The organism is Chryseobacterium vrystaatense (assembly GCF_000737765.1).
Taxonomy (GTDB): Bacteria; Bacteroidota; Bacteroidia; order Flavobacteriales; family Weeksellaceae; genus Chryseobacterium; species Chryseobacterium vrystaatense.
The window spans coordinates 289,194-315,035 of record NZ_JPRI01000010.1 but is presented as its reverse complement, the minus strand read 5'-3'; the positions used below and the strand labels follow the sequence as shown (position 1 = coordinate 315,035).

The following is a 25,842-nucleotide window of genomic DNA, read 5'->3' as shown; positions in this document are numbered from 1 at the left end:
TGGAGTTTAAAATATTATTTAAAGTGTACCTGTTCGTCGTGGTTACCGTTGATATTAATCGTACTTCCTTTTAACAGCTGAGGATTAACTGTTCCGGATTTCTCTGCCGTGAATTCAAAACTCAGGATACTCAACGTTTCACCGGGCTTGGAGAATTTTTCTTTTTTTAGGGTATAACTTCCTGAAGGGCCAATTTTTATCGTATCCCCAGTCTGTTCCGCATACGTCTCTACATTACTTTCTTCTTTTGTTATTATTTTAACGCTTTTAGAGAGATAAAGTACATTAACGTCATAAAGACCGGACCACTGTATGGTAAAGTCCGAAGTCAGGGGAGCTTCTTCTTTATAAATGATATTTCTCGAACTGCTCTCTTTCAGAGAGGGAATGCTGGCCATAAAAAATTTTTTACCGTTAGCCAGTTGAATTTGGAATTCGTATTTATTATTTTCCGGGGATACCTTTTCAGTGTGGTAAAGATAATTTTTGATGTAATACAGGCCCTGTACGGTTCTGTATTCTGCTTTTTGACCATTCACCCATATATTCACAGAGTCATTTCCAAAGATTTTATCGTTTCTATCATGGAGAACAATGGATATACTGTTGTCATTGTCATCAGTCAATTTTTGGTAAATGTCGATTTCTGCTTTTAGATCAGAAATATCTGTAATCTTTGATGCCGGAGAAGGTTCTGAACAGGAATTGAACAGGAAATACATGAAGCATAACAGAATAGAAAGCTTTGTCTTTATATAGCCGTTGCTTTTCATAATAAAGTGTTTGGTAGTGGAAATATTTCCGGTGTGTTAAATTACAAAAAGAAACAGAACGGAAAGATCTGTAAAGTGAAAAAAAGTGGAAGATGGACGTGATATTTTGAATACAATCAAAAATGATAATAATCACGGAAGTCTTTTTTTTCAATAATCTTCCAGTTTTTAGCGGTAAAATCTACGGATGGACTCTGGATGATTTTACCGTCAATTTTCATCTCATAGAAATCACAACCCCAGCCCTTACTCATCATGGTGTAATGGGATCTGACCAGGTATTTGAAATCATAGATCTTTTTAACGGGCTCATTTTTGATTTTTATAAAAACAGTATCGGTTAAAAGCAGGTCATTTTTTAATATATAATTTCTTTGATTTCTTAAAGAATCAGAAATAACATCAGGTATTTTATCGGTGTAATTTTTAATGATTTGATTCCCTCTTTTTATGGTGATCCCAACAGAATCTGCATCTTTTGGAAAATACCCAAAGAAAGAAATATTAAAACCATCAATGGCAGTTTTAGCAGAACATTCTTTTTCAACTTTTGCAAGTCTTTCTTTATCGCTTTCACAGGAAAGCAGCAAAAGGAGTATGAAGACTAAAGGAATGTTTTTCATGTCAGTTTTTAAAATAGGAATCATTAATATTTCCTTCGAACTCATTGGATTAGTTTTAGGGTAAAAGTTCTAAACTGAGAACGGTAATTTTGCTTAAAACTTATAGAAGCATTCTTTTTATTTCAAAATTTTAAATTTCTATTTAATAATTTGCTTAGAATAATTATATACAGACTTATTATACCTCGGTAAATGTACGGACAGTGATTCCAAAGCCAGTGACAGAGCCTCTTTATCACGATTGGCTGACGAAAGGGATAGCGCTAAAAAGGCATTGACGGCATCATCCAGTTCATCGGAGTAGTTCTCTTTTTCTTCCCTGAGGATCTCAATACTTTCATCTATTTTGCCATTATTCCGTAGTGTACTGGCCAGTTGGATTCTAGCTCTTCTTCTGCGCAGTCCGGTAAGACCTGATTCTAAAGCCGATCTGTAAAGTGGTTCCGCATTTTTCTCAAATCCGGTTGAGTCAAAAGCACATGCCCTTTCAAAATCAGCAATGGCACCTGGCTGATCACTGGGTATTTTATCTGTATGTATTTTAATTTTATCAATAAAAGCATCATTGGAAATTACACCCAATTGATCCCAAATTGTTTTTAATTCTGCTTCCCAAAGTTTAAAATCTGTCATCTTTTTAATAGGTGTTTTTATCGGCGTTCTCAGGAAATTTTATAGTGTTATTGTATATGATATCTACTATATCCTTTATGAATTCATTCCTTGGATATCTTTCTCCGTTTATGATTAAGGTGATAGAAGTATCCGTCTTCTCATCAAATATCACGATAGTATTTGTTCCATAAGTTCCGCCTGTATTTCCGTAAAAATCAACAGTATGAAAATTAAATGTCATCAATCCTCTACCGTAGATTTCCTTTCCGATAACGGGTTTCATGATATCAACAGTTTCTTTTGACAGAATTTTATAGTTGAATAATAAATTGATAAACCGGTTTAAATTTTCGGTGCTGGAAGAAATATCCCCAACGCCTACAATGTTTTTAAAATAAAAATCTTTGGCTGGCTGCCAGACGTCACGTTCAAAAATATAAGAACCCGTAATTTGTTTGGGATTTTCAAGTGCCGATTTTGTTTGGGAAAGCTGGAAGGGTTTTGTAAGCTGTTCTTTCAAAACTTCGCTGTAATTTTTATCATATTCTTTTTCAATGATCTTTCCCAGCAGATAATATCCGGAATTGGAATAAAAGACATTCTCATCAGGTGAAAATAAAATCCTTTGACCAGTAATCTCCTGCATGATTTCCTGATCGGTTCTGGGATCTTTGAGCCAGATTATTTTCTCATCTTTTTTTACATAGTTATTCAGGCCGCTGGAGTGTTCCAGTAAATTTTTGATGGTGATCTTACCGGAATTTTTTACTTCCGGAAAGTACTTACTTAACGGATCATTGAGGGATATTTTATGCTGCTCAACCATTTTAAAAATTAATACTGCTGTAAACAGTTTGGTAACAGATCCAATCTGATAGGTTGTGTTTCTGTCTGTTTTTTGTTTTTCGATGTTTCCAAAAGATTTAAAATACACTTTTTTTCCTTTCTGAAAGACAGAAATAGAGCCTATATCTAAATCGTTTTTCTGAATATAACGGATATAATCATCCATTTTTTTAGTGTGAATATCCTGAGAAAATGCTTTCTGAGAAAATAAAAATGGAATAAAAAATATTAAAATCTTACCTGTAATTTTCATAAATATTCGGGTCGTAGTACAATCAATCTTCAATGGCTTCAATGCCTTGTTGTTTCAGTTTTTCGAGGTGATCCCTCATGGTTTTGAGCTGTTCCGGAGAATGGCCCTGCCATTCTGTAACTTCTCCTGTAACTTTAAATGGATGGAGAGAACGGTACGACTTGGTAGGATTGCCGGGGAATTTTTTATCTGTTAAATTGGGGTCATCTTCAATCGGGCCTGTCGGTTCCACAATATAGATTCTTTCTTTTCCATCTCCATAGGCCAGTTCTGCACCCCAGGTTGCGGCTTCTAAAGTCGCAGAAAGGTAAATATACTTTGCTTTTCTCTTGGTTCCATAATTTGAACTGAAACCAATTTCGATGAGGTCGCCGGTTTTGAGATCTGCTTTAGTGCCGTGATAGTAGATGGGGGTCTCCTGAATAAGGTCTGAATTCATAAAGCGGTGTTTTTTATTTTACGGTCTTTTTTTTACATACTCCAAATACTCCATTTTGATTTTATCAAAGAAGGATTCATTTTCTCAACTTTCTGATAGAAGTCGAGAAAATTCCTGTTCCATAGGGTGTAATTGTGCGCGAATTTGAAGATCACTTCTTCATTGTTGGTATTAATTTTTACCTGCCAGATACGGCTGTTATTAATTTGAACTGTTGTTTTACTTATTTCTGTAATATCTTTTAAATCAAATTTTGCGGTCTGATGGTCTTTATTGATGGCATAAAAGTTTGCATCATCAAAATAAAATTCATGATCGGAGATGATTTTGTTTTCCAGCCCAAACAAAAATGGTTTTGTTGAAATTTTATGTAAGTCTTTGAAGCTGGAGCTTGTATAAGTTAGCTTGTTATTTTTTTGTTTAAATGTGGAAATATTTTTTTTATAAACTAAAGCAACAACCAGAAAAGCATAAATAATACTTAAAATAACGATGGCAATCAGATAACCATCACCTTTTTGTGACAGTGTCAAAGTGATGGCTATCACTAGAAGTGCATAAATAAGAGATATTATAATTATTCTTTTTATCATAAATTCATGGATCAGCTAAATTTGAATACTCTATTATTTCTGGTGTTTATTCTGTTTGAGAATCCTTATAAACATTCCAGAAGTTGTAGTCTGTCATTGGGGCATCCGTTATTCCCACGTTTCTTCCCATCGTTACGATCTGTCCTCTGTGATAAGTCCCATGAATGATCACATGCTGGATATATTCATATTTGGAAAAATCACACTGAAACCACGGAGATTCGATTTTCACATTTTGGGCCAGATCCTCCTCGGATAAAGTTTCTGCATAATCTACCAGCTTTTGAGAATTATTTTTTATACCGGTAAAAATTTCTTCTTTAGTCAGTGAAGCTGAAATTTTTTCAAAATCGAAATCGTTGTTTTCTGCAATATGGCTCCACCAGTATTCCTGCGTCTGCCAGATGTGATGAAGAGTTGCTAAAATTGTTGGAAAACTTGAGATTACCTCTTGGTTCAGCTGTTCATCGGACTTGGTTGACAGCCAGTCAATATATTTACCGACTACCCAATTATTGTATTGTACAGTGTGATCGATTAGCGTTTTTAAATTCATGATGATTAATATTTTGGTTAAAATTTGGTGACCTAAAAATAAATAAAATACCGATTGAATTTTGCGAAAATAAAAACCGATCAGAAAAAGATCGGTTTTTGTTGTTTCTGAGGATAAATTATATCCTATTGATCAATTAAGTTTTGTCAGCTGTATCTTAAATTCATCTGCAGTGATAGCTCCCATAGCAAATTGATACTGAAGATTCTCACGTTTTTCGTTTTTTGTCAATACTCTGTTATTAATAATTTCTAAAATCTCATCCTCATCCGGTAATGGTTGCATGATGTGAGTTTTTGCCTGAAAAGCTTTAAAATATCTGATCCCAAATCTTCTCTGGGAAGCAGCATTAAAATGAATATGGTCCGGATTAGCAGTCAAGCCTTCAGCAGAAACAAAGTAACAGTGTTCGTGGTCCTCTGCAAATTGCATGAGGGCTTCATTAACTTCATGATGCTCGTTAAAATACGGACCATAAATACCATCCTGTAAAAAATCTCCCAATCCCCCAACGATCAGCGGGATGTCCGGAACATTAAGCTCTTCTCTCAGGGTTTTTATAATCAGGGCTAATTTTTCTTTATAGAGCAGATGCTTCTGTCCGTTGCTGTCGTTCTCTCCCTGGTGCCACAGAATTCCGCTCAGTGTGCTTATTTTTTGTGCGGCTTTTGCCTGAAGGACAGCATTCTGAAATAATGCCCCTTCTACAGACCAGTCTTCCAGACTTGTACCACCATCGGCACATGGAATTAATGCAATATTATCCTGCTGATTACAGAATAGACGCCACGAAGAAGCAAAAGAAGCTGCCAGACTGATCCCTGAAGTAGATCGGTCGTAATTAACGGGCTCAGCCATCATTTGCCATCTTCCGTTTCTCAGCATTTTAATCTTTTCGTCATAGATAGGAGGGACTTCCTTCAGAAAACCGCGGCCTGCCATATTAGATTGGCCTATCATTAAAAATGAGTGTGTCATTGTACCTGTTGCTTATTATGCTGTTCTTTATTTTTTTAGTGCTTTGCAGACCTTTTCGAAAGTAATCCAAACCATTTCATCCGTTAAAACAAAAGGTAATCCGTTGATATTTTTTCCCTGTTGGTGAAAGCGTAATAAGGTATACAGCGGAGAAAAAGCGACAGACCAGAAAATTTCAAATGGGACTTCCTCAAGTTCTCCGCGCTGTACGGTATTATGGACGAAATTTAATAGATTGTTCTTAAACTCGCTCATAAACATTCCCGGTTTTTCATTAAACATTTCAGCAAATTGATGACTGTAATGAGAATGGGTAATCTGTTCAAAGAAAGGCATAACAAGGGGATTTTTGATTGCATAATGATATCGGTTTTTCCACTGTACACGGAGTCCTTCTTCCAGGGTAGAATTCGGATCAAAGCCTTCATTGATTTCTGTTTCCATTTTATTTCCTGCCTCTATAACCAATTTGACAATGAGATCATCCTTATCCTTATAATACACATAAGGAGTACCTACAGAGACATTACATGCTTTCGCTAATTTGTTAATAGTAAAGCCATCCAATCCATCTTTTACGATGATTTCAATTGCTTTTTGTTTAATCATATTTTCTTTGTTAAGATCACGCGTCCGCATACTTGTCTTTTTATCAGTTATTTATAATTAAATGAACGTTCATTTAATTATGAATGCAAATGTATATTATTTTTAGATATATACAAAAAGACTAGAGGTTAAAAATTTTATAAATGAATGATAATACTTTCGCTGCGTGGGAAATTTATTATTTTGTAATCCTGCTGATGGCATCCAGTTTTAAAAAGTATTCTTCAAGAAGATCATAAATTGCTTTCTGATCTTTGGATTATAGTCCGAAATGACGGTTGTTATCTTTGTTTTCCGGATTAATGAGTGCTTTATTGCAGTAAGTGGCCTTTTCAAAATCATTAATATTGACGGAGAGAAAAGAGATATCAGCGAATAAGCCGGTAAGCTGAGTACAGATTTGTTTTGAGAGCTCTGCTTTTTGTTCTGTACTGCGTCCTTCCATGATATATCCGAAAACATGAAGGAAATCTTCCTTCTGGTCCCCAAGTCTGTAATGTTCGTATGGCTTGAGTCTTACTTTTATATCATTGGGAGCAAACAATCCTGTTGCATCGGCTGCTTCATAAACAACATTTATTATGTCTTCCGGTGTTCTCTGCTGAAGGATATTCTGTGAGCATTCTATAATGAAATGAGGCATACATAATATTTTTGTGGGTTGATTTCAGGTAATTTAAAAATAAGGAAAAATTTCAATTAGTACACAAAATAAAAAACCACCCTGATAGCAGGGTGGTTTGAAAATGTGTTGTATGAATATTATTTTTTTACTGAACCGATTTTTTGATACTGTACTGTGGCTTTACCTGATTGGTCATATCCAGTATAATGTCGTAAACTCCAGTTTCTTCTATTAGAAAATCATAGGCGTTGATGGCGATACTTTTACCATCATTATTCAGTCCCAGATTATATCCCCAGTCATTATCAAATCTGAATTTTAATTTTCCTTTATTCAGCCTGTAGTTTTTAAGAAAATAGATATTGGGATTTTTAAGATCAGTCTGCAGCGAAATATCTTTTCCGTCCCAGCCGTTAGGTGTAGCATCTCCAATAATTCCCCACACAAAATTTTTGTCGCTTCTTGTTGCTGTTTTTACACTGCCATCACGGAAATGAATAGTTACTGAATCGGTTTCCCTGGTTAAACCCGGTTTAAAAGTACAGGTAAACTTCTCATCCAGTTGGTATACTGTATTACTGACAGGAATTAACGAGCACATGGAGTGACTTTTTTCTCTGAAAATAATCTTTCCATCTATGATAGAGATAAAGAAATCTGTATTCTCGTTGGAATAAGTTCCAGCCACTTTTGTTAGGTTTTTTGGATCAGTTTTCCCTATTGCCGGGATGCTGTAAGGCTTTTCATATAATATCTTCTCAATGGTTGGGATAATGAAATCGGTGTGTGACAATTCAGAATTGGACATTACAATCACACAAATATCATCATCTAAAACTCTGTAATATCTGGATCGGTAACCGGGACCGCCGCCATCATGGCCCACTCTTTTTTTATCAAAAACGGTTGAAATCTGAAAGCCGAGTCCGTAATGATCTTTAAGATAGGGAGTGATCGCTTTATCCATAGTTTCTTTCTTCAGGACTTTGTAATTTTTAAGAGCTTCGTTAAATTTGAACAGATCTTCAACGGTAGAATACATTGCTCCTGCGGCAAAAGGATGATCTGTTTTGAAGCGCAATCCTTCATTAGAAAAATGATCGGATAAAAATTCATATCCCAAGGCTTTGTTTTCATTGGTAAGACTATCGAAATGAAATCCGGTATGAGTCATTTGCAATGGCTGCAGGATATAACTTTCTATCGCTTTGTCATAGTCTAATCCTGTCACTTTTTTGATGATATGCCCAAGAATATAAAATCCGGAATTGGAATAGTTCCAGTTTGTGCCTGGTGAAAAATCCAATGGCTTTGAAGAGATATATTTGATAAGAGTCTTTTCATCAACAGTATTATCAGAATTTTCATCACTTGGAATTCCTGAAGTATGGGAGAGAATATTGGCGAGAGTGATGCTGTCACCCTTCGGGAAATCTGGATAATACTTGGAGAGTTTGTCATTGACAGATAATTTTCCCTGCTCTTCCAGCTGCAGAATAACAGCGGTGGTAAATATTTTCGTGGTTGAATAAATTCTGTAAAGGCTGTTATTGGTGTTTTTTTCTTTCTTAGGGGCATTTCTGTAGCCATAACTTTTTTCAAAAATAATTTTCCCCTTTTCAGCAATCAGAACAGAGCCGCTAAACTGACCAGCTTTATCATAGGCTGCGAATAATTTTTCCAGTTGCCTGGATTTTTGTGAAGAAAGAGTGTTAGATGCTGCTAATAAAATAATACAGATTAAAATAGATCTCATTTAGTTTTTTAGATAAGACACTTGTCATCGGGCTGGTGTTACATTCCGGACGCATAAATGTTTATAAAAGTAGGGAAGATAGTTGGGGGATTATATACCTGAAAAAACCGCTCTGGAATGTAGAACGGTTTTAGAATGTTGCGTATGTTAATAATCTATAATTACAAAATCGGTATTTCTGGTCAGAAATAAAAAGTTATCAATATATTCTTCAGTGGGAGCGTGTTCATATTCTTTTTCTAATTCGGTAATTTCTTCTTGAGACATTCCCTTGGTATTTTCTTCAGAGAGTTCTGATTTTTTCATTTCCTCCCAACTATTGAGATAATTTTTTAATTCCGTTTTGTAATCTTCTGTTTTTTTATATTCATCAAACCGATTCACCTTAAATCCGATAAATTCATCTTTGTTCAATTGTTTTTCTTTTACAACTGTATCATTCTTCACAGTCATCAGTTGGTATTGATCATATAGTGAAGAATACCCGAAATTGGCAGCTTCAATGAATTTTCCTGTTGGTATAATCAGTATTCCGGAATAGTTAAGAACGATTTTTTTGTTGCCAAACAATTTCTGATAAACAGAAATATACTTCCTCTTCTTTGAATTAATCTTTTGCACTTTAAGATCTACCAGGCTTAATTGATTGTTTTCAATTTTGAATAGGGCAATATAACCCCTGTAATTGCTTGTACGGAAAGGTATAGGCAGGACTTTTTTTTTGTACTTATTGAACATCCTGATCTTATGCCCGTAGATGGGATGATCATCAGGATGATTTTCAAAATATTTGTCCAAAGGATTATTCAGAAGAGCATATTCTTTGTTGTTGATGATGATTCTGTCAGGCTCCTGGCTGGTTGCAAAAATTTTAATAATGGAAAAAGTGAACAGGAGAATTAATATTTTGAATTTCATTTTTGAGAATTGTTTTTATATAGTTTCAAAGGAATCTTATTTTCCTTATCCCATTCTTATCGTTACTTTTTGATAAAAATTAATGGAGCCTTCAACAGTAATTTTTCATTTTTATTCTAATTATATAAATATTTAAAATCCCAATAATCCACCAAACTGGAATTTTAAGGAGTATATATAAAACATTGAATCCATCAACAATCTGAAATTTATTGTGAACATTGCTTAATTCAATTTTTGTAGAAACCAATGGGATTATGATGAGAAAAAATATTCCGACAACGATTTTAACTTTTCTGGTTAGTTTTAACAATTGCTTTGTGAGCAGGACATATAGAATAAGATTAATAATGATTAAAATCAAAAAATCAGAATAGCCGAAAAATGTGAAAGGCTCAGCCGGTTCCCTAAAAACATTATTCATAAAGGGAGTTCAGTTTTTTTCTTTTTCAACTGAAATACATTCCCTTCCGGGTCAGTTCCGTCACACAGCCAAAAATCGTAGTGATCAAATGTTTTGATTTCTCTCATCTGGATATTTTTTGACACCAATTCATGCCTGGCTGACACGATATCTGTATCAATTTGAAAAACAAGTTTTGTATTGTTGTCAAATTGATAACCTTCCTCAATTGTATCGAGATACTGATCCCCGATTTTGTGAAGTCCGATATGTATTGCTCCTGCATTCAAAAGAACCCATTCCGGATCTTCTTCAATCACTTTTAAACTAAAATTTTCTACATAGAAATTTTTAAGTATTTCAACGTTTTTAACGTACAGGATGATGGAGTCAAATGTTGTATTCATGGATACATTTTAAGGATAGTAAATATAACAAAAAAGCCATTCTGAAACAGAACAGCTTTTGATCATAGGCAGTCATACTTTTAAAATAATGGTTCACCATTTAAATCGGTAGTAAGCACATCGCTCATATAATCAAAAAAAGGACGCATCGCTAATAAGGTTAATACCGCTTCTTTCTGAAAGCTGCCCGACATAACTTCCTTATCTGTAAATTTCCTCATGACTACATATTGCTTTTTTCTGATCAGATCTATGGCGGGATGATTTTTGTCAAAACCTCTTGGAGCTGTTTTTACAGACTCTCCATTGATTTTTCCAAAATATTTGACGAAGGTTTCATCAGCGGTAATCTTTTCTATTTCTGAGGTATTGATCTCGAATTCTTTGCGGATACGAAGCAGATCTTTGGCTTCAGGTCCCCAAAATCCACCGCCTACAAAACTGTTATTAGGTTCTATCTGAATATAATATCCTCCTCTCAACATCGGTTTTGAACGGGAATATCCAACGCCGAAATTGGTTTTGTAAGGATTAGACTGATCTTTGGAAAAACGGAGATCCCTGTAAATCCTGTACATATGAATGTCTTTCAAATGATCATGTTCCTGAAGTTCGGTGTAGATCTGATTAAAGAAGGCTTTATTTTCTTTAGCCACAGAATCATATTCAGATTTATTTTTGGCAAACCATTCCCGATTGTTATTTTGGCTTAGAAGTTTAAGAAATTCAAGTGCTTGTTTCATTTTGTTCTATGAATGTTAGAGGTTAAAATTTTGAACAGCTTTATGGTCTGCAGCCAGATCAATATCTTTACCCTCTGTTTTATTTTATATTTTTTAATTGCTCATTATAAAGTCCTACCAGCAGGCTGTTTCCATCTTTATCAATTCTTACACCGCCATATTTTGCACGTTCATATTTCTTTGCCTGCCCTTCCTGAAAGAAGAAAGATTCTGCTCCGATATTAATATTCCATTCGTTGGGAGCTGTGTATTTAATCAAATATTCATCTTTATTCAATGGTGTTGTTTCTTTCTGGAATCTTACTTTTTCTGCGATCCCTTTGCTGTCAAGACGTACAACACAATAGCCTCTTTTAGGAAGATGTTCCGTACCTGTATTGTTTGATATGGCATACCTTAAATTCATGTAATCGCCCTGCATCAGAGAACGGGGATCAACAGGAGCAAGCTGTAGAAGAACCAACTGTCCGTCTTTTAAAAGTTCTTCTTTTTTAGAAACAGAATAGTTGAAATACACCAACAGAATGATGAGGTTCAGCAATATGATGATCCATTTATACTTTTTCATTCGATGTCAGTTTTTTATGAGTTAATAAATACAGCCCCAGAAACAAAATACCTGACGAAAATAAAATAATGGATTTGGTAAGCAGGGTAAAGTGAAGGTCATAATAATATTGTGCAACAAAGTAAATGAAGGCAGCAATACCAATGACCAGACTGGTTTTGTAATTCACCAGAAAGCTTAAAAGAATAATTAAAATAGCTCCTGATATCGCAGGGGATAATATCGTTGGTGACAGGATTACAATACTTAGGATATAAATTCCTGCTTTTTGTTGCGGCTTGGAAATATTCAATATTTTGAAAAGCTGAGAAAGTACATAGAGAATGTTCAAAATAATCACAATGGATGATATCCAAAGATGATCTCCCGGTACGTCAATAAGATCGCCTTTGCTCAAAAGAACCAATCCTGCCAAAAATGAAAAAACCAATCCTATGCGAACCGGATCATATAATTTGGAAAACGATGGATGCGTTGAGATTATTTTTGCTTCCTTCAGAAATAGTACTGTTACGATGGTGGCAAGACAGGAGGTATACAGATGAGCCCAATCAAAATGATCATTGGATATGATCAGCGCAAGTATTCCTCCACAGATAATTAAAACAGAAATAAAGGCAAGAATATAGCTTCTGACGATCGCTAATGAGACTGCAGCAATCAGAATAAAAACAAGGCTTAATGTATTCGGGTCCATTTTCATTTTGGACAGACCTACGCCTATCAAGATAAATCCAATAAGATAAGATGACACACTTACCGTATCGATGACCGTTTTATTATAAATCTTATTGATGAATACGCCTCCAATGATTGAAAGTGTCCCAAATATCAACAAACCTGAAGTGGAATCGTATATTCCTGTGATAAACAGAGCCGCCAAAAAGGCCATGCTTGCCAAAATTCCGCCAAAAATGGACAGGATTTTTATGGACAGAGACTGATGATTATCATTTTTCTGATAGGCAGAGTAGATGGCTTTTTCATCTAATTTTATATCATTATTTTCTGTGGTCCGGAAATAATCCAGCAGTTCTTTGATCTCTTCTTTATTTCTCATGGTTCCATTTTTTTTGAAGTTTCAGCAGATTCATAATAACCAGGGTTACACTGACGATGATAAACAGACTGATCAGTAAAAACATCCCTTCATTGTCTGATATTTTAAGGAGTAAAGCGGAAATAATGATGATCATACTCAACGGAATTACCGAAAGATAAAATCCATTTTTTGACTGTATTCCATGCCATATTCCGAGTGCAAAAACCGCTAAGACGATCCCAATTAAAGCAGGAGATACAGGTTCGTATCCATCAAGAATTCCAAAAATCATTCCCAGGGTAGCGAAGGTCACAGAACCTAAAGCCAAAATATAGGTAAACCATTTCGGGACCTTCGGAATTTTCTTATCCTTATCAAGAAAGATGAAGCCAATCAGTATCGCTGTATTAAACAGAAAAAGTAAAGTGATGATCAGTATTGCCGGCCAGTCTTTGGCCACCTGTTCGGTATACAAAAAAAATGTGGTGTTGATCAGAACAATATACAGCAGCCACAAAGGAGCAAAGCCGGATACCATCACCCACAACGTTATAAAGAGAGTCCAGGCCAGAAAAAAGTCGTAGGCATTGGCGCCTGTCTGATAAATCTGTCCGAATACGGCAAATAAGACCCCAACCAAAAATGAGGATCCGGTAAGGATAATATTTCGGGTAGAAGCGTTTATTTTCGGAAGCAGAACAATGATGGTTGTTGCGATGACCAGGATTTCGGTTAATCCGAGTTTGGCAAATTTATTCAGGTCTGCCCAATTATAGGCGAAAAAGAAAATAATTCCGGCCGTGGTAAAACCAATACCAAGAGTGATGAAGAACAGGCGAAGAAATTTCTGCCACATTTCCTGATCATTGTATATATTTTCTTTCAGGGCTCTTTCGATTCCCTGTTCTGTCACATTGCTGTGGCGGCTGATGATATGGATATCTTCCCGCTGGAGATTTTTCATGAGTGGTGTTTTTTTTAGTGCCTGATGGATATAGGTCTGATCAGGGTACAGAACAACTAAGCTACAAAAAATATAGCCTTCAGACAGAATTTTTATCTCAAATTCTAATGGTGCAGTTTATATTTGATCTAAGTGGGAATGATGAGGTATCTTTTCCGTGATGGTAAGATCTTCAATATCTTTCATTGTGGACAGAAGCTCTTTTTTCAATAGAAAATATTGTCTGTGAAGAAAATAGGTCAGCATATTGATCGAAGTCATCAAAAGCTGCAGATGGCTGTCGATATATTGACCATTATTGAAATACATAAGATCTTTTTCCAGATAATATTTTAGGTCTTTTATAGTCTGCTCCTCCAGATCTGCAGTCAGATGATTATTATTTAAACACAGAAAGATTTCCTTTTTCAGTTGTTCTTCCAGAGGCTTAAGGCTGCTGAGGTTTTTACTGATCTGCTCGACAGGAGTTCTTTCGGTAATGAATACAGTCGCATTGGAAAGTTCTGTACACAGACTAAACCTCGCTTCAAATTCGTTATCATAAGCCGCAAATTTCCGGTAGATATTTTCAAATTGATCTTTTCGGTGATGATCCGTGGCTGATTTCAGGAAGTATGAGTAAATATCCGAATCATTCTGATGGATCTGACTTTTTATTTCTGCAATAGAATGATCGATTTGCGGAATAAGTTTTCCCGCTTCTGAAGCATTGTACTTCTTGCCGTCGTAATCGAATGTTTTTAAAATAACTTCCTTGCGGATAATGGCTTCTATAACTTTTTTGTCGCTTTCAAGGGCAATTAATATGTACACCATTTCTACTTTTTCTTTGCTGAAAAGCTGATCAAAATATAGGTCTTTCCCCACAGTATTTTCCGAAATACTGAAATCAGGATTCTTATTGTCGTAGTATCCGTTGAAGATTTTATCAAAAGAATCTTTGCTGTACTGCTCTTCAAATTCTGAGATAAAGGTTTGTAAGTCGAGATCAGTTTTTCCTTTTTGATATTTTACATTGGAAAAAAGTTTAGCGGTCAGTTTTATTTCTGTTTTTTCAAAATTCACAAAAAGATTTTTGGCAGGTCCATTTTCTGCATCTTTTATAATATTAAGTTTTTGAAGTCTGGCGATTCTGTCTTCATTGGAAGGGTGGGAGGCCCATTGGTTTTCAATATTCAGTTTTGATTTATTAAAAAGCCCGGATTCGGAACTCTTGACATGGGGCAGGTCATATTTGGATTCCAGTTCGCTGTGTTTAGCCAAAAAGTTCATGACAAAAAACTGCTCTTTATAAATATTTTGGCTGGCCTGATTTTTCGAAATTCTTTCTTCGTAGAATGTAATTACATTTTGATACGAATTGTTGGCAAGTTCCATTCTCAGAAGAGATTCTTCCAATGAAAGAGAGCCGGCAATATTTGCAGCTACTTCATCGGCATGGAATTCCATTTCCCTTGAAAGGGCCATATGACGGATGTTGACAAAAGAGTACATTTTCGTGAGAATCCACTGAATCTTATGGGTGATGAAAAGGGAAAGGAGTGCAAAAATTGAAAAATAACCACTCATGCCCGCCCATTTTTCTATAGAATTACGGTAAGACTGATCATCATTCACCAGATTGAAAATAATCTTATTAACATTATATACATAGCTTCCTACCTTCATAGAGCGTTGGGAAAAGTGTCCGAATTCATGTGAAAGAACAGCTTTCAACTCCTGCTTTGTGGAAGTGTTGATCAGGCCAAGTCCGATTGTCAGATTTTTTTTAATCGGGTAGAACATACTCCAAAAGCTGGAATCATAAAAAACGCTGGCATTCACATCATAGGATAAATAAACTTTTTTAGGAAAATCTGTACCTGCTTCCTGTACGATGTCATCAATCATTTTGAAAAGTTCAGGCTCATCTGTTCTTTTGATTTCGGTAAGATAACTGAGATCATTAATATGCCTCTTAAACAGAAATTTGATGATAAAGAAAAATATAAAACCTCCCGTTCCGGCAAGCCCTGCACCCAGCATAATGGTTAAAAACATAGGTTTTATGGCAATGAGCCAAATTCCTCCGGCAATACACCCGAATGCTAAAAGAACGGTAAGAAGGAACATTAGAATATAGACAATAATAAAAACAGCAATGGCGAATACGGCGGATTTACTTTTCTTTTTGAAATCCTCGGAAACCTCAATATACATGGAAATAATTTTTTTACAATAATACATACATCAGTTTAATGAGGCAAGAAAAAATAAAAAACCGTCCTGCTTTTCCAGAACGGTTTATATCATCGGGAAGCCATCGCTTTCCGAAGTCTCCTGACGGTGGAGGGTGTTATTAAAAACGTAATTTGTCTTATGACTCAAAAGTTCCCAAACGATCGTATTGGTTTTATTTAGGCATTGGTTAGCGAGTCAATAGTTAATTTTGCGCTGGCCTCGAGTTCTACCAGAGATTGGTCGATTTTTGCCAATGCTTCTTTCCGTTTTTCAAATAAACCATCTAAATTACTTTTTACCTTGATGTAGTCATCATCGGTTTCGGGTACAGATTTAGCGATGAGGTTTTTCAGAGATTCTGTAATCTGATTAATAGCCGGATCAAAAGCATTGTAAATGAGTTGTTTTTGTTCCGTAAGATTATCTCTGAAACAATTCATCATGGCAATTGCTTTGGGTACAATTTCAATTTTCATTCTTTCTTTTAAAGATTCCTTTTTTTGATCCACCAGCATTTTGGTTTCATTGGCTAATGCTGCTGCTTCGTCTGAAACTTCTTTGCCGATGTCTGCTCTGGTTTTGATGGTAATGGAGGGCAGATCAAAGCTGATATCCTGCTGTTCCATGGTAATTTCCGGAACGCCTACCACAAACTTCTGTTCGTTCATGTAGAATTCGGGAATTCCAATCACGATTCTGTGTTCTTGCATAAACGGTTCCGGTATATCTGCCCATATAGGAGACCATTTTACGGTGCATTGAGGCGGGAATCCATGACAGGTAACTTCGGGATATTCGCCTGTTTTTACTCTTTTCATTCTGATAGAAGGAAGATTAAAAATAATATCAGTATCCTTAACCGTAACCGCCGGTAAATCAAAAATCCAATCCTGATCTTTAATTGTAACCTGTGGTAAGTCCAGACTGATTTTAACGGTATTCATTGTAGTTTCCACGACAAAGAATTTTGTTAAAAAATCAGCCACGTAAGCGCCTGCAGCACCTCCGGCAGGACCTCCTAATGAGGTGCCGATGGCAGTACCTGCACCTGTGATAACGCCCTGTGTAAGATCATTATTTCCTTCTGCTTTTTCAGACAGATCTTCTGTTTTGCCTTGAGTAGCAGCAACAATTTCATTTATTTCTTTTTTTAGTGTTTCCTGAATGAGTGAAATTGAATCTTTGAAATCATTTTGTTTAGTTGAGCAATCCATGATGTAAGTTTTTTATTTTGCCTACTTTTTAAACAGTGTTCGGCTAGTCTGTATTCTTAATGAACAATTCAAAACTAGGCAATACCTAAAGCTGATGAAATAACCCGTTTTCGCTATTTTTCATCGTGGCTTTATTTAAAACAAAAAATCCTCCCTGTAATCAGAGAGGGTGGATTATCATTGAAATAAGGGTTTCTTTGATTTTAACTGACGGGAGGCAGCGGGGCTATTTCAATTTCCGGAAGCTTTTTCAGTGCTCTTGTTTTTCTGATGGTTTCCAGAATATTTTCTGTAAACTCATTTTGCTGACCTGAATTCTCAATCAGAAGATTCACCTGATCTTTTAATTCATTGAGCCATGTTCCCGAATGGGTGGCCTGTAACAATTTCTGAAAATAATAATTTCGTTCTTCTGCATCATGGGTCAATCCACAGATGGTTCCTTTATGATAACTTCCCCAAACGTCCTCGCTGGTGTAGGTCTGGCTTAGTATGAATGATTTGGCTTTCTGGAGATTCTGGAAGTGTTCTCTGTATTCAAGTACTTTGTTGAGCGCGAGTTCACAAAAGTTCTCAACCTCTTTTGAAAACACTTCTTCATTTCCGTCGTATTCCACAAAATCTACATCCTGCCTGTAACTGATATCAAATGAAAAATAAGTCTGTTCATGCCAATTGAAGTTGACCCCGACATTAAGCGTGGTTCCCTGCCTTCCCGAAAACGGCTGAAACTCGATGACGGTGGTGTACCAGCCCTGATCGTCAAGCCAGATTCTCGATTTCCCCTTTTGTTTGATGCCATAAGGAGTGAATATTTTTTTTGCTGTTTTATTAATGATTTTTGAATGGTCTGGTGGGAGCATATTGTTGTTGTGTAAAGGGGTTGAGCGTTCTCTGAGTTTTTTAGGATGGTTTTGACTTTACTGTTTTGATATCTTTATCTTTTTACTGATCAGATCATAAATCTTTTTAGTGTTTTCCGAAACTGTCGTCCAGTCTCCTACAGAATAATATTCACAAACTAAATTCATATTTCCCGTATCAAGTTTAAGAACAACGTTTCCTACATAATCTGTTGCCAGAACGTTCGTAAATTTCGGCTGAGTTACAGATTCATAAATATATTTACTCAGGCTATCCTTTTCTGCTTTGGTAAAAAATATTTTTTTCTTTTCCTGTTTATCATTCTCTGCTTGATATTTGGGTTCAGTAAAAGTTTTAAATTCTCCTTTGCTATCGGTTATGTAATAATATTCGGCAGAATCAGAAAATTTAGAAATGGTTAAAGTCTGATATCTTGTTTTAATTTCAAGGGTTCCCCAATTCCTGTAGGGTTCTCTTACCGTGTTTTTCTGCTTTTTACTGCATGATGTACATAGGATTAAACTCAGTAATAATAATTTTATTCCTGACATCTGATTTAATATTATTTGACATTCTAATGTACACATTGTTTTTCTATCATAATGATAGATTTTGGTCATTTTGGGAAGGGATATCGGGCTTTTTTAACTCAACGTTTTTATTGAGCACTTTGCTCACCAGATTCAATATTTTATATTGATGTCTTTATTTTTATTGCCCTTCCCCGTAGACCAGTATTTCTGCAATTTTTTCAATACCCAGTTTGTTTTCCTGAGTAACAGTCTCCAGACGATTGGAAAAATGCTGCAATTCTTTTTTTGCTGTTTCGACGGCCATTCTAAGACTGGATTTATTTACTTGGATCTCCTTAAAAGAAATGGGAGGAGAGAAGGCTTCCTGAATTTCAGTATTTACAAAATCAAAAATTACATGAGAATCTGACTGGATAATTTTGGGGGAGGGATGACCGGAATAAAAATGGTCTTCATTATCATCACCGACTAAATTTTCCCATTCTTCAATATCTGCTAAATGCGAACAGCATTGGGGATATAAAATATCCTGGCCATCAACTTTAAGTATATATCCTCCATCTAAAGGGCATGTTAAATCTTCAAAGCCTTTTTCTTCATCCGTCTGTTGTCTTTGTATTTCAAGTTGAATTAACGTCAGTACATCTTTATTAGAAATCGTACTGATTTCATAGAGGGAAGAACCTTTTTTATATGATTGTAGTTGCTTAGAAAAGCCTAGGATCTCATTACAGGTATTATTATAATTTTCCCACTCCTCACAATATTCCCAATGGGGCCCATGTTCGGGTAATTCTACTTTTGGATTGGATATGGAAATCTCAACGACAGGTATAAGTTCTACTTTTTGCTGTTTCATAAAATTTGAGTGATAGAAGATTCTTAAAGGTAATGTTAAAGATAGTGGTCATACATAATTTAACTCTAAAATTATCTTTCGTTCAATATAAAATGGACATCTTCTTCAATTTCTTTTTTTTCAATTATTTTTTCTGATAGTGAATTTTTTATCTTTGTTTTTTTCCAAAATGGATATACCAGGAATGCTGAAGTGCCAATATTAATGAGTTGCGAATTTGGAAACTCTATTTCGGTAGTTACCTTGTAAACAGTTTTTCCTTTTATATATTCCGTTGTTTTAATGGTGTTGGTTAATAAATCAAAAGCCTGAATAATTCCATCTTCTAAATTATTATAGCTTTCACTAAAATGGGTGTGGTTTAAGCCATAACCTACTGTAAACTCAGATTTGTCGATCATGAGCCAAAAGGGAGAATCGGTTAACTCCAGATATTGAGAACCGTTTTCTTCGTAAACTTTAATTCTTTCTCCCAGTTTTTTCTGTAGAAGTTCTGTGATTTGATTAAATATTCTATGATGTCGTTCCATTGGTAAAATACGGTTGTTGTATTTCAGTTTTGTACTGAATCATTTTTCAAATTTTTGTTCGACATTTGCTAAAATTTCACAGTCACAATAGCCTCCGTTTTCAGCCAGCCAGCTTAAAACATTTTCAACATTTATTATTGTATTCTTTTCCAAAAATCCTGTTGTTAATTTATTGGTGTTGTCACAGCCCATTTTTCGTAACTGATCATCCAGGCAGTCAAATAATTCCTTGAAGCTGGGTCTCTCCATTGGCAGGTTTTTTTCAAATTCTTCCTGTTGTTTTTGTCTTAGCTCATTTCGGATTTGTTTTCTTCTCTCTTTTTCTTTTTTGTCCATACTCAATAATTATATTCTGGTGTTGACAGCGTTTTTGTTTATTCAAAATTATATGGATAACCAATCTCGTCAAGATCAGTCTTGAGCTGTTCCCAATCTTCCAGTTCTTCTACCATAGTTAAAACCATTTCCTTTGTCAGATCCTGACCGTCGTAAATTTTTGTTACAGTTTCCAGGGGGATTCCGGATTCTTTATAACAGTCTTCAAAATATTCTTCAGCCCAATTTATGTAAGTTTTAGGATTTCCGTCGAATATATTCAACATTTCTTCGGAATTGTCTTCGTCGTTGTCTAGTTGTCCTGTTTGCCAGTTTTTTTCTTCAGTGGTCCACAGACAAAAAGTGGTCCCGATTGAATTGACAGGTTCTCCAAAGATAAATGAATCAAATTGGGAGGGTAGGTTTACTGTTAACTTTTGTTTGTCCTGTTGTCTATACTCGTGAGCAAAGCCATTGATAACACATCCGTTTGGTGGAAATAAAATAAGCATTTGATCTCCGGAACCATTCCGCATTTCAAAAAACTCTTCCTGGTCTGACCATTTATTGTTGTAGGAATAATAGCGGAATTCCCATTCCTGGGAGAGAATGGCATCCAAAACGGAAATCGCCTTGCATATATTTTGCAGTGATCCGGTGCCTGGTAGTAGGCTGTAATCTTTGGTTGAAATCATATGATATCTGTTTTTTGCTGATAATCAAATCTACATATTACGTTGATATGATGTCTCTGTAATTGAATTAATATTGTCTTTTAAATCTTTTTTAGGCTGGCTATTGAAAATTTAAGATATACTTCTGCAAAAATTACCAAAATCCTGCACAACCCTGTTTGTCATCTGCCCAGGGACTCCGGAAGTCAGAAACATATACGTTTGTAATAAAACAACCTCTACGGAAGTTACCAACATAGGTGTTTATAACTTCAGGAGAGGTCCGGAAGTCTCCCGCAGTCTGCTGGAGACCAAGGAAGGTCTACGCTTGTTTCCAACAATAGTGTTGGTAAGTAAATACGGACAATAAGCTCAGACGGATTCTGAATCCTCGAGATTTAAATTTATTATTCTATTAATGTCAGAATTCACTCTGTTCATTATCCATTCTTTTTCTTCGGGAGATAAATCGTTTAAAAGATTGTTATTGTTTTCATTAAAATCTGTTATGACATCCTCTGAAAATTCTGTTTTAATTTCAGAAACCCGAAGTTGATTATTCATATCCAGCTTACCTATTTTAGAGATAGCACTTTTTAATCTGTTTTGAGTAACGTAGTTCCTCAATTCATCTACGATAAAAGAAAGATCTTCTGTTTTACAAGAAATATTGGGAATGAACGACCATTTTTCTGCTTCATGAAATTTATCTTCTTCGTCAAATTCAGGGTTTTTTAATTTAATGATTGGCCTTGAAAAAAGAGTTGAATCTATTTGATTAAAAGGTTTTATAACCACTCCTTCAATTAAATTATCCTTTAGTTCCGGAAGTTTAAATTCTTTAGGAATAGCTGAATTAATTCTAATATTGAAATTCATAGCCTCATTAAATCTTCCAGTCAATAATGGTTGTGCATAAAAAATTCCAAACTGTTTAAAATAGGCCACGGAGGTCTCATAATCCAGATAGTATTTGGAATCTGAGCCATCGGTTTCAATGGCAATATCAAAAGCACAAAATTCGATGGAAGGTGTATAGTATACTCCAGTTTGAATGGCATGAAGATCCTTTACAGGTTCGACGTCCGGGTGTGGATATTTACCTCCGAACAATTCACCATAAACAATATATTTCTTCCCAGGTATTTCGTTGCTTAGATTTTCAAATAGGCGCAAAAGGTCATCTTCCAGTTTGTTGACAATTAATTGGAAACCAAAAAAATCATCCGTCCACTTTAAATATTCTTTTCGTTTAGCACATTTCAAGTTACCGTTTTCATAAATGAAACTAAAGTTGGCTCCATGGACTTTTTCTGTAACCACCCATTTTAATTTTTCCATTTGGGAAAAATCATTTTCGCTCAGACCTAGTTTTTTTAAGTTGTTGGGCATTTTTTCATACCCTGAAAATTCACTCATTGTTTTATTTTTAATTTGTGCTCATGTTTCACGGCTTGCGGACAGCATACTCTGCGTAATTAGAATGGTATTATGATGGGCAATTTAATTGTCTATCATATTTTTATCAAATCCTATGTTTGCATTATTTCCCTGCCAAATTATTTTAAATCCAATTGGGAGAGCCATAAATTGTACGATTTCCGGTCTTAGGGTCATTAGTTGCCCTACTGTCATTCCTTCGAAGGACATTGTTTCTTCATTAAATTTTTCTGTCATGGCAACCCATCCGGAATCTGGATAATCTCCTTTCCAACGGAATAAATTTGCCTGTAATCCTGTTTTTATTAGCGGATCTATGGTAACGATTTGGTCAAATTGAGGAAAATCCGGTTCTGCTTTTAACTGATTACAAACAGAAAGTTGCTGTTTCAATATATGAAGTGTACGGGTGAGACCTTCGCCAAAGCCTTGCTGTTCCGGGATTACTTCCAGAATTTCAAAAAAGTCTGCAACTTCATGGAATAAAATACTCCAGGAGAAGCATGTTATTTTTTCTCCATTTTTAATAGCAGGTTTTTCGTCCTGAATAAATTCGACCAGGTATTGCAGAATTGGTTTTAATTCCTCTAATGTGAGATTGGTTTTTGCAATTTTTATTTCTTTGTGAATAGATGATTTTAATCCTTTGGAGTAATGATAGTCATTATCAGATTGAAATTCTATATTTCTAATCTTAAGTGTTTTATTTCTGCTGAAAAATCCCATAGATATTGGTTATTATGTTTTTTTAATGAGGTAGATGTTTTTGGGAACAGTTACTTATTTTCCAAATAATTTTTTCCAAAAACCTCCTTCTTTGGATTTACGATTCTGTCTGCTGAAAAACGGTGTTGGAATATTGATGTCACTGTTATCTTTTGCCAAATTTTTAATTCCATTATACAAAGGCTGTTCGTTTTTTGTAATAGTGGATATAGAGGTCAGAGGATAAAATCTTTCAGATGCATCCATTCCAACCGGGAAGTTTGTTCTTTTTAACCAAAAAGGCTCCAGCAAATCACTTATAGGCTCCATATGTATTTTATCATCAAAACTTTTTCTTGCTTTTTTGATAAAGTCTTCATCCCAGTTTGAGGTGACGCTCTCAAAAAAAATTAAGCTTTTTGCAGGGATGTGCAGCAGGAAGATTTGAGTTTTACCTTCAAGTTTATAAATGTCAAGAACTTTGAAATAACTGTCAAGATTTAAACAGCAATGACCAAACCTTTCATTGTCCGGATTTACTTTATAGAGTTTTGCAGCTTTTGCAGAGGCAATTAAAAATCTGGTATTAAATTTTATACCACCGCCTCTGGCACTTACATCAAGAAAAAATCCATTTCTAATGAGTTGGTCCTTCGTGAATTTTTCAGCGACAGAAGGTTTTAAATCACAATCTTTATAATATAACGTGGCTCCCGGATAAGTCCAGTTGGTTATTTCTTCATTGTTTTCAAAAAGGCTGTTTTCTATTTCATTCATAAGTTTAGTTATTTTTTCTGATACAGGTTTAAAGCCGGAAGGCATGGCAGAGTGGGTTAGATTTTAACACTACCAGTTTAGCAGGAGGTTTTATCTATCCTATTTTCCTGTTCCAAAATGAGCTTGTATTGATTTTCTTTGTCTTGATCTTTGAATAGAGTGAAAAAATATCTTTAGCGATCCCTTTTGATAAATTGTCAGCCCAATGGATAATGTCACTGCCAAACATTGAAAGGACAATTTCTTCATGATCCAGTATTAAGAACCGATGTCCAAAATAGGGAAATATGGAAGGGACATTTTGGTCATTCATAATCTCTGCAGTCACTTTATTTGCGTCCATTATCCATTCAATTGTTAATTGTATTGTGGGAACGTCATTCGGATATGAATAAAATATAGGACCAAAATCAATTTCTTCCGTGCCGCCATTATTGTCTATTCCTGGTTTATCAAGCCCATTCATTGTTCGGTAAAAATTCTTTAGTGGTTCAGGAAAGGTGATGTTCAGTTGTTTCTGAAAATCTTCCAATTCTGATTCAGACAGTCCTTTTTTCCATCGGCTTCCTTCCTGAATCTGAAATCCCCAGCAATCCTGTAGATCAACCTGCTCCCAATATTTTTCACTTTCTTGTTTTATAAGCAGAAAGCTTGAACGTGAACAGTCCAGATAATTAATTTCTTTTATTGTCATCATATTTCTTCTTCGATTTTGAGAACCTAAACAGCATCTTTGATCATTTTTCCAAAGAACCTTTTTCTTGCATTCATTTCTTTAATGTTTTCATTTTTGATGGTCCATGCGATTTCGAACAACCCCATTAAATTTGACATGGCAAGAGATCGGGTAGGATCTTCAGGACAACAAAAAAAATGAGCCTGCTCAGAAACTACACGGCCTTTACCATCAACTGTTAAGGTTACCCAAACTATAGACTTCGCATCAGCACCGGACATTCCTGAGTCCGTGTCCCATTTCCATCTTTGATTGTCTGTGGCGCCAACCAGGATCACATTTTTATCTATATCAATCCAGTTCACTACAAGATGTGTAATTTCTTCTCTCATTTTTTTTTTACCACTACTTTTTTAGCTGTATTTTTTATTGGTTTTTCCAATTATATTTTGTCATCTTATGGGTCAGTTTTTGGTCAGCTATTTCGATGTTTAACTCTCCGTTTTCTTTTGTCAGTATAACCATACAGCCCTTTTCTAAGATTCCACTTTCATTAAATTCCAGTTCTTTTATTTTTATAGATTGTGTTATCCCATTGAAATCTGTTTCCTGTTTAAATGGTTCGCCTGTATGTCCATAAAAATGATAATGAAAAATGATATTGTCCAGAACTTGTCTGATTTCAGACATTCCATAGCCTTGGCTGCTGTCATCCTTGTCGTGAGTGATTAAGATATCAAACGTATCTTTTGTTTTAAGCAGTTTTTTGATTTGCTTTCTTTCATACTCCTGAATAAATCGCTTTTCTGTTCTTCCTTTCCTGTCCCCAATTCTTCCAATACCTACAAAAGTTAAGACTTCGTTTTTAGTTTTTAATTCCTGTATGAAGCCTGATTTACAGACAAAAACTTTTTCATAAATATCAATGGGAAAACGGCTGGTTTGAGAATTTTCATTTTCAAGATTGTCTAAAAAATCGTGGTCCTCATGGTTTCCCCGAACGCAGATCATATCTATATTGAGCTCGTCTAAAAAAGATTTGATGTTTGGATTTATTATGGTAAAGTCGTCATGAAATCCCAATTCATCCCTGTCATATTGAGCGTGCTTTATAGTCGCCTTGTCGAGGTTGTCGATATTGGGATAGGCTCCTATGTCTCCACACTGCAAAATAAAATCGATGGTATTGCCGGTCTCTTTTTGGTAGAGATCAGCCAATTTGAAAGGCAATAATATTTTACCGTGTATATCAGAAAAAATGGCTATTCTCATGATGTATATTAGTTTTTCTTACTGCCCGGATGATCCTGAAATCTTCATACTT

31 protein-coding genes are annotated in these 25,842 nt (G+C 35.3%); all 31 read right to left on the bottom strand.

Annotation, left to right across the window (positions count from 1 at the left end; all coding sequences use genetic code 11):
* Positions 1 to 14: 14 nt before the first annotated feature.
* Complete coding sequence (locus tag IW16_RS21635) at positions 15 to 773, bottom strand: hypothetical protein (protein WP_034749542.1); 759 nt, start codon at positions 771 to 773, stop codon at positions 15 to 17.
* A gap of 116 nt (positions 774 to 889) precedes the next feature.
* Positions 890 to 1,441 carry a hypothetical protein gene (locus IW16_RS21630; protein WP_034749541.1) on the bottom strand — a complete coding sequence of 184 codons (552 nt, stop codon included), beginning with the start codon at positions 1,439 to 1,441 and terminating at the stop codon, positions 890 to 892.
* A 93-nt stretch (positions 1,442 to 1,534) separates the two neighbouring features.
* Positions 1,535 to 2,029 carry a tetratricopeptide repeat protein gene (locus IW16_RS21625; protein ID WP_034749538.1) on the bottom strand — a complete coding sequence of 165 codons (495 nt, stop codon included), beginning with the start codon at positions 2,027 to 2,029 and terminating at the stop codon, positions 1,535 to 1,537.
* A 4-nt stretch (positions 2,030 to 2,033) separates the two neighbouring features.
* A complete protein-coding gene (locus IW16_RS21620; protein ID WP_165572017.1) occupies positions 2,034 to 3,023 on the bottom strand; it encodes a serine hydrolase domain-containing protein in 990 nt (329 codons plus the stop codon).
* 109 nt (positions 3,024 to 3,132) lie between these two features.
* On the bottom strand, positions 3,133 to 3,549 hold the full coding sequence (arr, locus tag IW16_RS21615; RefSeq protein ID WP_034749533.1) for an NAD(+)--rifampin ADP-ribosyltransferase: 417 nt from the start codon (positions 3,547 to 3,549) through the stop codon (positions 3,133 to 3,135).
* A gap of 32 nt (positions 3,550 to 3,581) precedes the next feature.
* The gene (locus IW16_RS21610; RefSeq protein ID WP_131327953.1) at positions 3,582 to 4,142 is read right to left on the bottom strand and encodes a hypothetical protein; all 561 of its coding nucleotides are present in this window, start codon (positions 4,140 to 4,142) and stop codon (positions 3,582 to 3,584) included.
* Positions 4,143 to 4,188: 46 nt separating this feature from the next.
* Positions 4,189 to 4,698, bottom strand: a complete 510-nt coding sequence (locus IW16_RS21605) for a DinB family protein (RefSeq protein WP_034749528.1) — start codon at positions 4,696 to 4,698, stop codon at positions 4,189 to 4,191.
* A gap of 132 nt (positions 4,699 to 4,830) precedes the next feature.
* Positions 4,831 to 5,676 carry a sialate O-acetylesterase gene (locus IW16_RS21600; protein ID WP_034749525.1) on the bottom strand — a complete coding sequence of 282 codons (846 nt, stop codon included), beginning with the start codon at positions 5,674 to 5,676 and terminating at the stop codon, positions 4,831 to 4,833.
* A gap of 27 nt (positions 5,677 to 5,703) precedes the next feature.
* Positions 5,704 to 6,315 carry a TetR/AcrR family transcriptional regulator gene (locus IW16_RS21595; RefSeq protein WP_034749522.1) on the bottom strand — a complete coding sequence of 204 codons (612 nt, stop codon included), beginning with the start codon at positions 6,313 to 6,315 and terminating at the stop codon, positions 5,704 to 5,706.
* Positions 6,316 to 6,544: 229 nt separating this feature from the next.
* The gene (locus tag IW16_RS21590) at positions 6,545 to 6,928 is read right to left on the bottom strand and encodes a 5-carboxymethyl-2-hydroxymuconate Delta-isomerase (RefSeq protein WP_034749519.1); all 384 of its coding nucleotides are present in this window, start codon (positions 6,926 to 6,928) and stop codon (positions 6,545 to 6,547) included.
* 127 nt (positions 6,929 to 7,055) lie between these two features.
* Complete coding sequence (locus tag IW16_RS21585; RefSeq protein ID WP_034749516.1) at positions 7,056 to 8,666, bottom strand: serine hydrolase; 1,611 nt, start codon at positions 8,664 to 8,666, stop codon at positions 7,056 to 7,058.
* A 147-nt stretch (positions 8,667 to 8,813) separates the two neighbouring features.
* Positions 8,814 to 9,584, bottom strand: coding sequence for a hypothetical protein (locus IW16_RS21580; protein WP_034749515.1), 771 nt, complete (start codon positions 9,582 to 9,584; stop codon positions 8,814 to 8,816).
* A 420-nt stretch (positions 9,585 to 10,004) separates the two neighbouring features.
* Positions 10,005 to 10,394, bottom strand: coding sequence for a VOC family protein (locus tag IW16_RS21570; RefSeq protein WP_034749509.1), 390 nt, complete (start codon positions 10,392 to 10,394; stop codon positions 10,005 to 10,007).
* 80 nt (positions 10,395 to 10,474) lie between these two features.
* Positions 10,475 to 11,137 (bottom strand): DUF2461 domain-containing protein, encoded by a 663-nt coding sequence (locus IW16_RS21565; RefSeq protein ID WP_034749506.1) that lies wholly within the window; start codon positions 11,135 to 11,137, stop codon positions 10,475 to 10,477.
* Between the two features lie 79 nt (positions 11,138 to 11,216).
* Positions 11,217 to 11,705: a GDYXXLXY domain-containing protein gene (locus IW16_RS21560; protein ID WP_034749502.1), complete on the bottom strand. Its 489-nt coding sequence runs from the start codon at positions 11,703 to 11,705 to the stop codon at positions 11,217 to 11,219.
* Complete coding sequence (locus tag IW16_RS21555; protein WP_034749499.1) at positions 11,692 to 12,765, bottom strand: DUF4401 domain-containing protein; 1,074 nt, start codon at positions 12,763 to 12,765, stop codon at positions 11,692 to 11,694. The genes IW16_RS21560 and IW16_RS21555 overlap by 14 nt, the downstream gene beginning before the upstream one ends.
* The gene (locus IW16_RS21550) at positions 12,755 to 13,711 is read right to left on the bottom strand and encodes a DUF2157 domain-containing protein (RefSeq protein ID WP_034749496.1); all 957 of its coding nucleotides are present in this window, start codon (positions 13,709 to 13,711) and stop codon (positions 12,755 to 12,757) included. The genes IW16_RS21555 and IW16_RS21550 overlap by 11 nt, the downstream gene beginning before the upstream one ends.
* Positions 13,712 to 13,828: 117 nt before the next feature.
* Positions 13,829 to 15,910, bottom strand: a complete 2,082-nt coding sequence (locus IW16_RS21545) for a M48 family metallopeptidase (protein ID WP_165572015.1) — start codon at positions 15,908 to 15,910, stop codon at positions 13,829 to 13,831.
* 197 nt (positions 15,911 to 16,107) lie between these two features.
* Entirely contained in the window at positions 16,108 to 17,145 is a 1,038-nt protein-coding gene (locus IW16_RS21540) for a hypothetical protein (RefSeq protein WP_034749493.1), read from the bottom strand.
* Between the two features lie 203 nt (positions 17,146 to 17,348).
* The gene (locus IW16_RS21535) at positions 17,349 to 18,008 is read right to left on the bottom strand and encodes a hypothetical protein (protein WP_034749490.1); all 660 of its coding nucleotides are present in this window, start codon (positions 18,006 to 18,008) and stop codon (positions 17,349 to 17,351) included.
* 57 nt (positions 18,009 to 18,065) lie between these two features.
* Entirely contained in the window at positions 18,066 to 18,560 is a 495-nt protein-coding gene (locus IW16_RS21530) for a hypothetical protein (RefSeq protein WP_034749487.1), read from the bottom strand.
* 160 nt (positions 18,561 to 18,720) lie between these two features.
* Positions 18,721 to 19,401 carry a hypothetical protein gene (locus IW16_RS21525; RefSeq protein ID WP_034749484.1) on the bottom strand — a complete coding sequence of 227 codons (681 nt, stop codon included), beginning with the start codon at positions 19,399 to 19,401 and terminating at the stop codon, positions 18,721 to 18,723.
* A gap of 71 nt (positions 19,402 to 19,472) precedes the next feature.
* Positions 19,473 to 19,931, bottom strand: a complete 459-nt coding sequence (locus IW16_RS21520; protein ID WP_034749480.1) for a hypothetical protein — start codon at positions 19,929 to 19,931, stop codon at positions 19,473 to 19,475.
* Positions 19,932 to 19,970: 39 nt separating this feature from the next.
* On the bottom strand, positions 19,971 to 20,267 hold the full coding sequence (locus tag IW16_RS21515; protein WP_034749477.1) for a DUF2695 domain-containing protein: 297 nt from the start codon (positions 20,265 to 20,267) through the stop codon (positions 19,971 to 19,973).
* A gap of 38 nt (positions 20,268 to 20,305) precedes the next feature.
* Positions 20,306 to 20,941: a hypothetical protein gene (locus IW16_RS21510; protein WP_034749475.1), complete on the bottom strand. Its 636-nt coding sequence runs from the start codon at positions 20,939 to 20,941 to the stop codon at positions 20,306 to 20,308.
* Between the two features lie 351 nt (positions 20,942 to 21,292).
* Positions 21,293 to 22,339 carry an RNA ligase family protein gene (locus tag IW16_RS21505; RefSeq protein ID WP_034749474.1) on the bottom strand — a complete coding sequence of 349 codons (1,047 nt, stop codon included), beginning with the start codon at positions 22,337 to 22,339 and terminating at the stop codon, positions 21,293 to 21,295.
* An 84-nt stretch (positions 22,340 to 22,423) separates the two neighbouring features.
* Positions 22,424 to 23,086, bottom strand: coding sequence for an immunity protein Imm33 domain-containing protein (locus IW16_RS21500; RefSeq protein WP_034749472.1), 663 nt, complete (start codon positions 23,084 to 23,086; stop codon positions 22,424 to 22,426).
* Between the two features lie 54 nt (positions 23,087 to 23,140).
* Positions 23,141 to 23,842 carry a hypothetical protein gene (locus tag IW16_RS21495; RefSeq protein WP_131327952.1) on the bottom strand — a complete coding sequence of 234 codons (702 nt, stop codon included), beginning with the start codon at positions 23,840 to 23,842 and terminating at the stop codon, positions 23,141 to 23,143.
* Between the two features lie 94 nt (positions 23,843 to 23,936).
* Entirely contained in the window at positions 23,937 to 24,539 is a 603-nt protein-coding gene (locus IW16_RS21490) for an SMI1/KNR4 family protein (RefSeq protein ID WP_034749469.1), read from the bottom strand.
* Between the two features lie 23 nt (positions 24,540 to 24,562).
* Positions 24,563 to 24,910, bottom strand: coding sequence for a hypothetical protein (locus IW16_RS21485; RefSeq protein WP_034749466.1), 348 nt, complete (start codon positions 24,908 to 24,910; stop codon positions 24,563 to 24,565).
* Positions 24,911 to 24,944: 34 nt separating this feature from the next.
* Positions 24,945 to 25,790, bottom strand: coding sequence for a metallophosphoesterase family protein (locus IW16_RS21480; protein WP_034749464.1), 846 nt, complete (start codon positions 25,788 to 25,790; stop codon positions 24,945 to 24,947).
* Positions 25,791 to 25,842: the final 52 nt, after the last annotated feature.